This is a genomic window from Burkholderia sp. Bp8984 (genome assembly GCF_003853755.1).
Lineage (GTDB): Bacteria > Pseudomonadota > Gammaproteobacteria > Burkholderiales > Burkholderiaceae > Burkholderia.
In genome coordinates, this window is the sequence record NZ_QTQN01000002.1 from 95,092 (window position 1) to 107,166 (window position 12,075).

The following is a 12,075-nucleotide window of genomic DNA, read 5'->3' on the forward strand; positions in this document are numbered from 1 at the left end:
TTGACTGACCGACCGAAGAGGCTTAGCTCATGCCGAAGTTTGCTGCAAACCTGACCATGCTGTTCAACGAAGTGCCGTTCCTCGACCGCTTCAAGGCGGCCGCGGACGCGGGCTTCGACGCCGTCGAGTTCCTGTTCCCGTACCCGTACGCGAAAGAGGAACTCGCCGAGCGGCTCGAGACGCACCGCCTGCGCCTCGTGCTGCACAACCTGCCGGCCGGCAACTGGGACCAGGGCGAGCGCGGCATCGCGTGCCTGCCCGATCGTGTCGGCGAGTTCCAGGAAGGTGTCGGCCGTGCGATCGAGTACGCGAAGGCGCTCAAGGTGCCGCAACTGAACTGCCTCGTCGGCATCCCGTCGGCGAGCACCGCGCGCGACAAGACCTTCGTCACGATCGTCGACAACCTGCGCTTCGCCGCCGATGCGCTGAAGCGCGAAGGCATCCGCCTGCTGGTCGAGCCGTGCAACGGCTTCGACATCCCGGGCTTCGCGCTGAACCGCTCGTCCGAAGGGCTCGACGTGATCCGCGCGGTCGGCTCGGACAACCTGTTCCTGCAGTACGACATCTATCACATGCAGCGCATGGAAGGCGAACTGGCCGCGACGATCGAACGCAACCTCGCCTCGATCGGCCACGTCCAGCTCGCGGACAACCCGGGCCGCAACGAGCCGGGCACGGGCGAGATCAACTACGCGTTCCTGTTCGCGCTGCTCGACCGGCTCGGCTATGCCGGCTACGTCGGCTGCGAATACAAGCCCCGCACCACCACGACGGAAGGGCTCGGCTGGCTGCAAAGCGTCGCCGGCTGCGCACCGGGCTCGGCGCGTCGCGCCGCCTGAGATCCGCTCTTCCCTTTCGCCCCTATAGGAGACTTTCACATGGCAACCATCGGTTTCATCGGCCTCGGCATCATGGGCGCGCACATGGCGCGCAACCTGCTCAAGGGCGATCATCAGCTCGTCGTGAACGGTGCGTTCCCGATTCCCGACGACCTGCGCGCGAGCGCGAAGGTCGTCGCGAACTCGACCGAAGTCGCGCAGCACGCCGACATCATCATCTCGATGGTGCCGGACACGCCCGACGTGCGTAACGTGCTGTTCGCCGACGACGGCGTCGCGAAGGGCCTGAGCGCCGGCAAGCTCGTGATCGACATGAGCTCGATCTCGCCGCTCGACACGCAGGAGTTCGCAAAGCAGATCAATGCGCTCGGCTGCGACTACCTCGACGCGCCGGTGTCCGGCGGCGAAGTCGGCGCGCGCGAAGCGACGCTGACGATCATGGTCGGCGGCCCGGAGAAGGCGTTCGAACGCGCGAAGCCGCTGTTCGAGAAGATGGGCAAGAACATCACGCTCGTCGGCGAGAACGGCGCGGGCCAGACCTGCAAGGTCGCGAACCAGATCATCGTCGCGCTGAACATCGAGGCGGTCGGCGAAGCGCTGCTGTTCGCCGCACGCTCGGGCGCCGATCCGGAGCGCGTGCGCCAGGCGCTGATGGGCGGCTTCGCCGCCTCGCGCATCCTCGAAGTGCACGGCGCGCGCATGACCAAGCGGACGTTCGATCCCGGCTTTCGCATCGAGCTGCACCAGAAGGACCTGAACCTCGCGCTCGACGGCGCGCGCAAGCTCGGCCTCGCGCTGCCGCACACGGCGAGCGCGCAGCAGCTGTTCAGCGTGTGCGCCTCGCACGGCGGCAAGGCATGGGATCACTCGGCACTCGTGCGTGCGCTCGAGATCATGTCGAACTTCGAGATCGGCCAGACGCCGGCCGCGTAACGCGGACGCAACGACGCGCGTTTCGCTGCAACGGCGGAACGCGCGCGACGAATACAAGCGATCCGGTCACGGCCGGTCGCATCGATGCGCGACGATGCGCGCATCACGGTGGGGCGCCCCGCCGCGTATCGCCGAAACGCGTGCGCGACGGGGCGAAAAACGCCGCTCTGGGCTGAGAGCGGCGTGGTGGGGTCCGCAGCGGCACCCGGCGGCGCCGGGGAAGCCTTGGTCGGTCAGACGTCGTCGTCGGGTGTCCGCCTGTCGGATTTCGCGTATTACATTTCTTTACGTTCACGCGTGCGATTTTTCATGCAATCGTCGCGTTGAACGCCTACACTTTCGCCACGCCTTTCGAGAAAACCGCCGCGCTTGGCGCTCGCTCCGGTGAGCGCGCCCAGCGCGGTGTTTTTTTCGCCACTTCACGGCGCGTTTTCTTTTCAACCACCTAGGGAGTGCAGCGATGGGTCTTCTTTCGTTTATCAAAGAGGCGGGTGAAAAACTGCTGGGTCACGCCGATGCGCAAGCAGCGGAAGATCCGAATGCCGCGAACCAGACCGCGGCCGACGCGATCAAGAACTACATCAGCACGCAAGGTCTCGACACGTCGAACCTGAGCGTCGCGTTCGACGGCGCGTCGCGCACCGTCACGCTGTCGGGCAGCGTCGCCGATCTCGACACGAAGGCGAAGGTCAAGGTCGCGGCCGGCAACGTGCAAGGCGTCGCGGGCGTCAACGACGACGACCTGCAGCCGGACGATCAGGAAGTTCAGTACCACGACGTGAAGCCGGGCGACACGCTGTCGGCGATCGCCAAGGAAGTGTACGGCGACGCGAACAAGTACCCGGCGATCTTCGAGGCGAACAAGCCGATGCTGTCGAGCCCGGACCGGATCTATCCGGGCCAGAAGCTCGTGATTCCGCCGCAGTCCTGAGCATTCGCGCGGCACTGACGCAAAAAAGGCAGGCCAATGGCCTGCCCGGACTGCTGACGAACCCCACGTTTTTCGGAGCGTGGGGTTTCGTCTTTTTGGCATCAGGGTTGCAGGCTCGCCGCGGGCGAGCAGTCGAATCTGCTGCGCAAACCGTTCACGAGGCGCTGTTTTTTCATCCACGCCGCGCGCCGCCCGATCGGTGGCCAGCGGTCACAGCGTGTCGAATGCGCGTTGCAGCGCGTCGCGCTCGTGAATCCCGTTCGCGAGCGCGAGCATCAGGAGCACGCGTGCCTTGAACGGGCTCAGCGACCCGGCGCTCACGAAACCGAGCGCGTCGTCGTTCGCGGCGCCGTTGCGCATCACGTGCCCCGAGCCAACGCGCGACGCACGCACCACGGCGACGCCCGCCTTCACCGCATCGGCGAGCGCCGCCTGCAGCGTCGCATGGATCGACCCGTTGCCGGTGCCCGCGACGACGAGGCCGCGCACGCCGGCCGCGACGAGCGCATCGACGGCCGTGCGCGTCACGCCCGCATAGCTCGCGACGACTTCGACCGGCGGCCACGCCGCGGCGATCGCCAGTCGCGCATCGCGCGAGCGCGTCACGCGGCGCGCGAATTCGACGCGGCCGTCCTGCACCCAGCCGAGCGCGCCCAGTTCCGGCGACTGGAACGCATCGACCGCGTAGGTGCTCGTCTTCACGACGTCGCGCGCGCCGTGGATCCGGTTGTTGAATGCGACGAGCACGCCCTGGCCGCGCGCGGCCGGGTGAGCGGCGACGGTCACCGCGTTCAGCAGGTTCAGCGGGCCGTCGGACGACAGCGCGGTGGCCGGCCGCATCGCGGCCGTCAGCACGACCGGCTTGTCGCCGGTCACGACCAGATGCAGCGCGTAGGCGGTTTCCTCGAGCGTGTCGGTGCCGTGGGTGATCACGATGCCGTCGATCGCCGGATCGGCCATCAGCGCGTCGATGCGCGCGGCGAGCGTATTCCACAGCGGCAGCGCGAGATCCTTGCTGTCGATGCTGGCGACCTGCTCGGCATCGATGCGTGCGACCGACGCGAGCGCCGGCACCGCGTCGAGCAGGAAATTGACGCCGAGCGCGCCGGCCTGATAGCCGGCCGTGCTGGCGGCGTCGGGCGCGGCGCCGGCGATCGTGCCGCCGGTGGCAAGTACGGCGATGCGCGGCAGGGCCGGCGCGGACGAAGGGGATGCGGAGTTCGGAGTATTCATGGCCGCGATTGTAATGGCTCGCGGCCGGCATCCGGTAGATACGGCCGCCGCCGGCCGCCGCGCATCATGGTTAGTCCCGATCGCCGCGCGACGCACGCCGTCAACGGCCACGTCGCCCGCCGCGTTATAGGAATGCCGTTTTGGTGTTTTCACATTGATTTGCCATAATCGGAGCGCGCGGCGTGATGTGGCCCTGTTCCCGTTGCGCCGGGCTTCGTGACGGCGTCGATATAAAACGCAATTCACCCCATGGGAGTGTCGAAATGAAAATCCAATCGCTCGTAGCCGCAGTGCTTCTCGGCGGCATGCTGGCTTCCCCCGCTTTCGCGGCGAACAGCCAGCAGGACAAGATGAAGGCCTGTAACACGCAGGCCGCCGGCAAGACGGGCGATGAACGCAAGGCGTTCATGAAGGACTGCCTGTCGGCCAAGCCCGCGAAGAAGATGTCGCAGCAGGAAAAGATGAAGGCGTGCAACACGCAGGCCGCCGACAAGAAGGGCGACGACCGCAAGGCGTTCATGAAGAGCTGCCTGAGCAGCCAGCCGGCCGCCTGAGTTCCGGCGCTCCCGCACGAATGCCGCGCACCGCTTCGGCGGGCGCGGCATTTTTGTTTTCGTTGCACGCGCATCGACGCACGCGATGACGTGGAACGCGTCGCCGCACCCGCCGGCGGCACCGTCGCTGCCATCGTCGCGACCTGCTGCGCCGCCTGCCCGTCGCGCTTCCCCAGCACGCCGTACAAATGCCGCCACATGGTGCGGCAATTCGCCGCGATTTCTTCTATGATGGCTGCAACGCGGCCCACCCAAGTACAAGAAGCGCCATCGGGCCGCCCTCGAGACGGACGCGCACACCGCGTCGAACGGAGGCATGGATGGCATGGAGACAACACCGCTGGTTCCGCCGCTGGCTGATCGTGATCGTGTTCTGGGCCGTGCCCGTCGCGATCGTCGCCGTGCGCGAGATCCGCGAGGAAATGGCGTACAACGAGGCCGACCTGCAACTCGCGCTGACCACCTGGCAGCTCACCGATGCGCAGCAGGCGGCCGGCGCCGCCACGAAGTGCCACGGCGATCCTGACGCGGCGCGCGCGGCCGGCTGCCCGGCCGACGTGCTGGCCGCCAACGCGGCACGCCAGCAGGCGGCCCGCGACGAATACGTCGTGCGCCGCAACACGCTCGCCGGCTATCTGTGGCACGCGTTCGTCGGCTACTGGGTCGTGCCGGCCGCGTTCCTGTTCGCGTGCGGGGTCGTGATCGCGCTGATCCGCCGCGCGTTGCGGCGCCCGCCGATCAAGCCGCCGACCCCGCCGGCGCCGCCCGTCACGCACTGACCTGCACCTGCCGGCCCCGCCGTTCCCGCCCGCCCCGGCCGTCGCGCGATGTAGCGACATATCGCCGTGCGCGCGCCGGTCCGTCCGTTGGTGCGCCGCGACACCGCAAACCGATTCGGCGCCTTTTCATGCGCGCACGAAATGGGGTTGTAATCCGTTGTGATATAACTGCCGACGTGATCCGCTCCGTGAGCGAGACTCACTCCGAACGTCATCCGATGGAGAAGAACGATGCAAAAACGGAACCTCGTGCTGAAAGCCGCCGCTGCGCTCGTCGTCGGCAGCCTTGCGCTCACCGGTTGCACCACTACCCCCGACAAGCCCGACAACGCCGCGACCAACGCGTCGAAGCGTCAGGCGATCGATTCCAGCGTCGACGCCACGCTGTCGCGCATGTATTCCACGGTCAAGGGTTCGCGTGAACTCGTCGCGAAGTCGCGCGGCGTGCTCGTGTTCCCGGACGTGCTGCAGGCCGGCTTCATCGTCGGCGGCCAGTCGGGCAACGGCGCGCTGCGCGTCGGCGGCAGCACCGTCGGCTACTACAACACGTCGTCGCTGTCGGTCGGCCTGCAGGCCGGTGCGCAGTCGAAGGCGATCGTGTTCCTGTTCATGACGCAGGAAGCGCTCGACGAATTCCGCGGCTCGGACGGCTGGGCTGCCGGCGCCGGCGCATCGGTCGCGCTCGTGAAGATGGGCGCGAACGGCGCGGTCGACACGACCACGGCCACCGCGCCGGTCCAGGTCATCGTGCTGACCAACGCCGGCCTGATGGGCGACGTGTCGATCAACGGCACGAAGGTCACGAAGCTGAAGATCTGACGCCGCGGCGTCCTCGTCCGTGCGCACCGCGCGCGGGCGATGTGCAAACGGCGATGTCCTTGCGGACATCGCCGTTCTTTTATCCGCACCCGCCGCGCGTCAGGTCGTCGAATCGATCACCTTGAAGCGCGAGCGCTTTTGCGCACGAATCAGCGACTGGTACACGTCGACGTACTGCTGCGCCATCCGCCGCGACGTGAAGCGCTCCTCGAAGCGCCGCCGCACGCGTGCGCGCGGCAGCAGGTGCAGCCGGTTCACGGCGGCCACCGCGCTGATCTCGTCCTCGACGATGAAGCCCGACACGCCCTCGTCCACCACCTCCGGCACCGCGCCGCGATTGAACGCGATCACCGGCGTGCCGCACGACATCGCCTCGATCATCACCAGCCCGAACGGCTCCGGCCAGTCGATCGGAAACAGCAGCGCATGCGCGCCCGACAGGAATTCTGCCTTCTCGTGGTCGGCGATCTCGCCGATGTATTCTACGTGCGGCAGTGCGAACAGCGGCTTGATCTCCCGTTCGAAGTACTCCTGGTCCGCCGCGTCGATCTTCGCGGCGATCCTGATCGGCAGCCCGCACTGGTGCGCGATGCGGATCGCGGTGTCGACCCGCTTCTCCGGCGAGATGCGGCCGAGGAACGCGAGATAGCGCGGCTCGACGGGTTGCGGCAGGTACAGCGTGTCGGGCAGCCCGTGGTACACGGTCGTCTGCCATTTCGCCTGCGGCAGCGGCTGGCGCTGCGAATTCGAGATCGAGATCACCGGCGCGGTGTTGAACGTGTCGAACACCGGCTGCTGCTCGGGCAGGTCGAGCCGGCCGTGCAGCGTCGTCACGAACGGCGTGTCCTGCCGGTTGAAGACCGAAAACGAGTAGTAGTCCATGTGGAAATGGAGCACGTCGAAGTCCTTCGCGCGGCGCGCGACCGTCTCCATCAGCAGCATGTGCGGTGCGACGCGGTCGCGGATCGACGCATCGAGCCGCAGCGCGCGCGGCCATACCGGTTCGAGCCTGGCCCGGGTCGTCGAATCGCCGCTGGCGAACAGCGTCACGTCATGGCCGAGGTCGACGAGCGCCTCGGTGATGTAGGACACGACGCGCTCCGTGCCGCCGTACAGCTTCGGCGGCACGGATTCGGTCAGCGGGGCGATCTGGGCAATTCTCATGGTCCACGTCTCCTGTGTCCTCGGTCGGCCGGCACGGGGGCTGGCGCACAATCCCCTCCGTGCAGCACACGGCCAGCATCGCGCCGGCCGGATATCTCATTATTATTCGCGATCCCGATGCCCGGAAGCACCGGGCTTTCATTTTATGGGTGTTGTTACAGACAGGATACATTCGCGCCGCCGGCCGCCGGTCCTGCATCGGCGCGGCCGGACCGGCGCCGCGGGCCCGACGGCGGGCTGCCGGTGGCATGCCGCCGACGCGGCCGCGCGCGCACCGCTTTGCCCGTCAGCGCGACGGCCACTTCCACGGCGGCAGGTCGCGCGTGTCCGCATCGACGAGCACGGTCGCGCCGAGCTGCTTGTCGAGCACCAGCGACTCGCAGCCGGCCTCGCGTTCGAGCGTCGCGATGAGCCGCGCCGCATGCGACACGACCAGCACCTGCGAACGCTGCGCAGCCTGCGCGATCAGGCGGCCGAGCGCCGGCAGCAGATCGGGGTGGAGGCTCGTTTCCGGTTCGTTCAGCACCATCAGTGCGGGCGGCCGCGGCGTCAGCAGCGCGGCCGCGAGCAGCAGGTAGCGCAGCGTGCCGTCCGACAGCTCGGCCGCCGACAACGGCCGCAGCAGCCCCGGCTGGCGCATCAGCACGTCGAAGCGGCCGCGCCCGCCCGGATTGTCGATGTCGATCGATGCGCCGGGGAACGCGTCGTCGATCGCGGCATCGAGCGCGGCGGCATCCCCGATTTCGCGGATCGTCTGCAGCGCGGCGGCCAGGTCGGCGCCGTCGTCCGCCAGCACCGGCGTGTGGGTGCCGATCTGCGACTGCCGGGCCGGCGCCTGCGCATCGGTCCGGAAATGATCGTAGAAGCGCCACGAGCGGATCCGCTCGCGCACCGCGATCATCTCCGGCGCGCCGACCGGATCGGCGAACTCGGTCATCATGCTGTCGAAGCTCGCGACCGGCTGCGGCACCGTGTGCCAGTCGCCCGACCCGCTGCGCGCGCGAATCTGCGCGCCCTGGCGGTCGACCAGCAGCGTCGACGGCCGCAGCAGCGCGCCGCCCCAGATGCATTCGCGCTTCACGACCGGATCGAGACGAAACATCGACGCATCGTTCTTGACCGGCAGGCCGAGATCGATCGCGTAACCGAAATCGTCGCCGACGAAACCGAGCTTGAGGCTCACCGGTCCGTTGCGCACCGTGCCGGTCACCGGCGTGTCGCCGCTCAGCATCGCGCGCGAAAAGCGCTCGGGGCCGGCCCACAGCGTCGACGGCAGCCCGCCTTCGCGCGCGAGCGACGGAATCACGCGGCCCTGCGCGGTGTCGGCAAGCAGCCGCAGCGCGCGGTACACGCTCGACTTGCCGCTGCCGTTCGGCCCGGTGACGACGGTGAGCGCCGCGAGCGGCACGATCAGCTCGCGCAGCGAGCGGTAGTTGGCGATGGCAAGCGTCTTCAGCGCGGTCATGGAGGGGATGGCAGCAGGTACCGGCGCGCGTTCAGCGGCCTTCGGATCGGCCGCGGTGTTGGCCGCCGTGCTGGCGGCGGGCGGCCGCGCGTGCGGCCGTTCGGGGCTCGGCTCGCCCGGCGCCGAATCGTGCGGATACAGTTCCATCCGGCTGCGCGGCAGGCATTGCGGGAAACGCGCCTGCAGGTACGCGATCAAGCCCTCGCGCACGCGGCAACGCAGATCCCAGCACGCCGACGAGTCGGCCGCGCTGACGAGCGCGCGCAACTGCATCGTGCGCTCGGTGGCATCGGTCACCTGCAGCACCTGCACGCGGCCGTCCCACTCGGGCGCCGCATGGACGAGCCGCGCGAGTTCCTCGCGCAGCGGCGCGAGCGGCGTGCGGTAGTCGACCGACAGGTAGACCGTGCCGATGATCTCCGAGCTGTGGCGCGTCCAGTTCGTGAACGGGTTTTCGATGATCCACTGCAACGGGACGACCAGCCTGCGCTGGTCCCACAGCCGCACCGACACGAACGAGCCGGTGATTTCCTCGATGCGGCCCCACTCGCCCTGGATCACGACGACGTCGTCGAGCCGGATCGGCTGCGTGAGCGCGATCTGCAGCCCGGCGATCAGGTTGCCGAGCACCGGCCGCGCGGCGATACCGGCGACGAGGCCGGCGACGCCGGCCGACGCCAGCAGGCTCGCGCCGACCTGGCGCACGTTCGGGAACGTCATCAGCGCGGCGCCCGTGCCGATGATCACGATCAGCACCATGACGGTCCGCACGAGCACCTTGGCCTGCGTGTGGACGCGCCGCGCGTGGAGGTTGTCGGCCGCATCCATCGGATGGGCCTGGATGATCGCGTCGCCGACGCCGGCCGCGAGCCGCACCAGCAGCCAGGTCAGCGATACGATGGAGCCGACCGCGGCCGCGGCGCGCATCCCGCCCACGAACGACATGCCTTCGTCCGTCTGGATCCACAGGAATTCGAGCGCAAGCAGCGCGAGCGTGACGAGCGAAGGTTTGTCGATGTAGCGCAGGATCACGCTCATCAGCGGATACGGCTGCGCGATGCGCTTGACGATGCGTGCGCCGAGACGGTGCACGATCACGACGACCAGCACGACCATGACCGACACGATCAGCGTGCCGGACCACGAATGCAACGGCGCATCGGCGATGCGCTGCAGTTCCTCGATTGAAATCATCGGCGCCCGGGATGCTTCGGTTATGAGGCGCGGCGGCCTCGTCCTGGATGCGTCGGCGACGTCCGGGCAGCGCGCGCCCGGACCCGGTGTCAGATCAACTGCCGCCCTTGCACGGGAATGCCTTGCCGAGACCGAGCGACACCGCGGTGCTCGCGTTGTAGTCGGCCAGCTTCGGGTTCTCCGCGATGTACTTGCGCACCGCGTCGGTCATCTGCTGCGCCCGGATGTCGGGCGGCAGGCAGAAATACTGCCCGACGCGCGGCCCGGTGGTGCCGCCGATCGCGTCGATCGTGTTGTAGACGCCATCGGCAGCGCCTTCGATGTAGGCCGCGCACGACGCCCGCGACTTGACGTCCGTCTTCGCGCACAGCCGGTCGAGATCCGCGCCCGTGAAAGCCGCCGCCGACAACGGCACGGCAAACGCCGCGGCACAAAACATAGCCCGCAACATGGTGTTCCTTATGTCAATGCGGCCTCGGGCCGCTTGCTGCGCTGACCGGCGCGGCGGCCGGACGCCCGCTGCCGGCCGGATTCCGGCCGGCCGGGCGCTGCGCCACCGCGCCGAAACCGTCATTTTGCACTCTTTTGCGCATCTGCCGGCGCCGATGCACCGACGCGCACCGTCCGCTTGCTCAGGATGTCGATCGCATCCGGCGCCTTGTAGTGCTGCGCGAACTCGAGCGCGGTGATGCCGAGCTGGTTCTTCACCTGCGGATCGGCGCCCTGGTCGAGCAGCAGGTTGACCGTCGACGCGTGGTTGCCGCGCGCGGCCATCATCAGCGGCGTCGTGCCGTTCGGCGACGCGGTGTCGATATACGCGTCATGGTCGAGCAGGACCTTGACGACCTCGTCCTGGCCGTTGGTGGCCGCGTAGTGCAGCGGCGCCCAGCCCTTCTTGCTGACTTCCGCACCCTTGTCGATCAGCAGCTTGACGAGCCCGACGTCGCCGTTCAGCGACGCGAGCATCAGCGCGTTCTCGCCGGCCTTGTCTTCCTTCTCGAGGTCGATGTTCGGCGTCGTGGCGAGCGCCGCGGCGACCTTGTCGGACTTCTCGCGCGCGGCGATCACGATCAGCGGGTCGCCGTTCGGCGCGATCGTGTTCGGATCGAGCTTGCCGCTCTTGAGCTGCTTGCCGATGTCGGCGATGTCGTCGAACTTGACCGCCTTGACGACCGCGTCGAGCGACTCGGCATGCGCGCCGGCGGCGGCAAACAGGCCGCTCGCGACGAGCGCGGCGGCGACGAGGGCGCGCTTGGGCAGGTATGTGGTCGGCTTCGTCATTGTTGTGGGCTCCTTCCCTGGGTGGTCGGCTGGGCGCGCGTCGTTAGCGGGCGATCTTGAACAGCCGGAAAAAGTTCTGGGTCGTCGCATCGGCCAGCGCCTCGACGGGGATGCCGCGCTCGGATGCGATAAAGCGTCCGACATGGCTGACGTACGCAGGTTCATTCGGCTTGCCGCGATACGGCACCGGCGCGAGGTACGGCGAGTCGGTCTCGATCAGCAGCCGCTCGAGCGGCACCCGCCGCGCGACGTCCTGCACGTCGGTCGCGTTCTTGAACGTGACGATCCCCGACAGCGAGATATGGAAGTTCTGCGCGAGCGCCTGCTCGGCGACGGGCCAAGGCTCGGTGAAGCAGTGCATCACGCCGCCCGGCACGTCCGCGCGTTCCTCGGCCATGATCCGCAGCGTGTCTTCCGACGACGAGCGCGTATGGATGATCAGCGGCTTCATCGTCGCGGTCGCCGCGCGGATATGCGTGCGAAAGCGTTCGCGCTGCCATTCCATGTCAGCGATCGAGCGGCCTTCGAGGCGGTAGTAGTCGAGGCCCGTCTCGCCGATCGCGACGACTTTCGGGTGCGCGGCCAGCTCGATCAGTTCCGCGAGCGTCGGCTCCCGTGCGTCCTCGTGATCCGGATGCACGCCGACCGACGCGTACACGTTGTCGTGCGCCTGCGCGATCGCGAGCACGTCGGGCAGCGTCTCGAAGTCGACCGACACGCACAGCGCATGCGTGACGTCGTGCTCGCGCATGTTCTCCAGCACGGCCGGCAGGCGGTCGGCGAGACCCTTGAAATTGATGTGGCAGTGAGAATCGACGAACATCGTGTTTCCTGAATACGTAAGGCGGGCGCTCATGCGCTCGCCGGCAGCCGTTTCCCCTCT

The 12,075-nt window shown here is 68.1% G+C and carries 12 protein-coding genes and 1 pseudogene; 6 read left to right on the plus strand and 7 right to left on the minus strand.

Going from position 1 to position 12,075, the window contains the following annotated elements; genetic code table 11:
- Positions 1–29 precede the first annotated feature (29 nt).
- The 3 genes from hyi to lysM all read left to right on the plus strand — a co-directional run bounded on the left by hyi (position 30) and on the right by lysM (position 2,703).
- Positions 30–839, plus strand: coding sequence for a hydroxypyruvate isomerase (hyi, locus tag DID98_RS02500; RefSeq protein ID WP_124520198.1), 810 nt, complete (start codon positions 30–32; stop codon positions 837–839).
- 39 nt (positions 840–878) lie between these two features.
- The gene (locus tag DID98_RS02505) at positions 879–1,772 is read left to right on the plus strand and encodes a 2-hydroxy-3-oxopropionate reductase (protein ID WP_124486267.1); all 894 of its coding nucleotides are present in this window, start codon (positions 879–881) and stop codon (positions 1,770–1,772) included.
- A gap of 460 nt (positions 1,773–2,232) precedes the next feature.
- Positions 2,233–2,703, plus strand: coding sequence for a peptidoglycan-binding protein LysM (lysM, locus tag DID98_RS02510; RefSeq protein ID WP_124570146.1), 471 nt, complete (start codon positions 2,233–2,235; stop codon positions 2,701–2,703).
- Positions 2,704–2,913: 210 nt separating this feature from the next.
- On the opposite strand, the gene DID98_RS02515 is transcribed toward lysM, so the two are convergent.
- A complete protein-coding gene (locus DID98_RS02515; protein ID WP_124520196.1) occupies positions 2,914–3,936 on the minus strand; it encodes an asparaginase in 1,023 nt (340 codons plus the stop codon).
- Between the two features lie 263 nt (positions 3,937–4,199).
- Here DID98_RS02515 and DID98_RS02520 point away from each other — a divergent pair, with 263 nt between their 5' ends.
- From DID98_RS02520 to DID98_RS02530, 3 genes are all read left to right on the plus strand, one after another.
- Positions 4,200–4,490: a PsiF family protein gene (locus tag DID98_RS02520; RefSeq protein ID WP_044843641.1), complete on the plus strand. Its 291-nt coding sequence runs from the start codon at positions 4,200–4,202 to the stop codon at positions 4,488–4,490.
- A 320-nt stretch (positions 4,491–4,810) separates the two neighbouring features.
- Positions 4,811–5,269, plus strand: a complete 459-nt coding sequence (locus DID98_RS02525) for a hypothetical protein (RefSeq protein ID WP_124570147.1) — start codon at positions 4,811–4,813, stop codon at positions 5,267–5,269.
- A 231-nt stretch (positions 5,270–5,500) separates the two neighbouring features.
- Complete coding sequence (locus DID98_RS02530; RefSeq protein WP_124570148.1) at positions 5,501–6,088, plus strand: YSC84-related protein; 588 nt, start codon at positions 5,501–5,503, stop codon at positions 6,086–6,088.
- 99 nt (positions 6,089–6,187) lie between these two features.
- Here the strand turns inward: DID98_RS02530 and DID98_RS02535 are convergent, their stop codons facing one another.
- From DID98_RS02535 to DID98_RS02560, 6 genes and pseudogenes are all read right to left on the minus strand, one after another.
- Positions 6,188–7,252, minus strand: coding sequence for a glycosyltransferase family 4 protein (locus DID98_RS02535; protein ID WP_044843644.1), 1,065 nt, complete (start codon positions 7,250–7,252; stop codon positions 6,188–6,190).
- Between the two features lie 286 nt (positions 7,253–7,538).
- Complete coding sequence (locus DID98_RS02540; protein ID WP_124570279.1) at positions 7,539–8,717, minus strand: AAA family ATPase; 1,179 nt, start codon at positions 8,715–8,717, stop codon at positions 7,539–7,541.
- Positions 8,718–8,747: 30 nt separating this feature from the next.
- Positions 8,748–9,911: pseudogene (locus DID98_RS02545) on the minus strand (mechanosensitive ion channel family protein); the annotation flags it as partial.
- Between the two features lie 94 nt (positions 9,912–10,005).
- The gene (locus tag DID98_RS02550; RefSeq protein ID WP_044843647.1) at positions 10,006–10,362 is read right to left on the minus strand and encodes a Rap1a/Tai family immunity protein; all 357 of its coding nucleotides are present in this window, start codon (positions 10,360–10,362) and stop codon (positions 10,006–10,008) included.
- Between the two features lie 119 nt (positions 10,363–10,481).
- Positions 10,482–11,192 carry an ankyrin repeat domain-containing protein gene (locus DID98_RS02555; RefSeq protein WP_124486263.1) on the minus strand — a complete coding sequence of 237 codons (711 nt, stop codon included), beginning with the start codon at positions 11,190–11,192 and terminating at the stop codon, positions 10,482–10,484.
- Between the two features lie 43 nt (positions 11,193–11,235).
- On the minus strand, positions 11,236–12,015 hold the full coding sequence (locus tag DID98_RS02560) for a TatD family hydrolase (protein ID WP_124486262.1): 780 nt from the start codon (positions 12,013–12,015) through the stop codon (positions 11,236–11,238).
- Between the last annotated feature and the right edge of the window lie 60 nt (positions 12,016–12,075).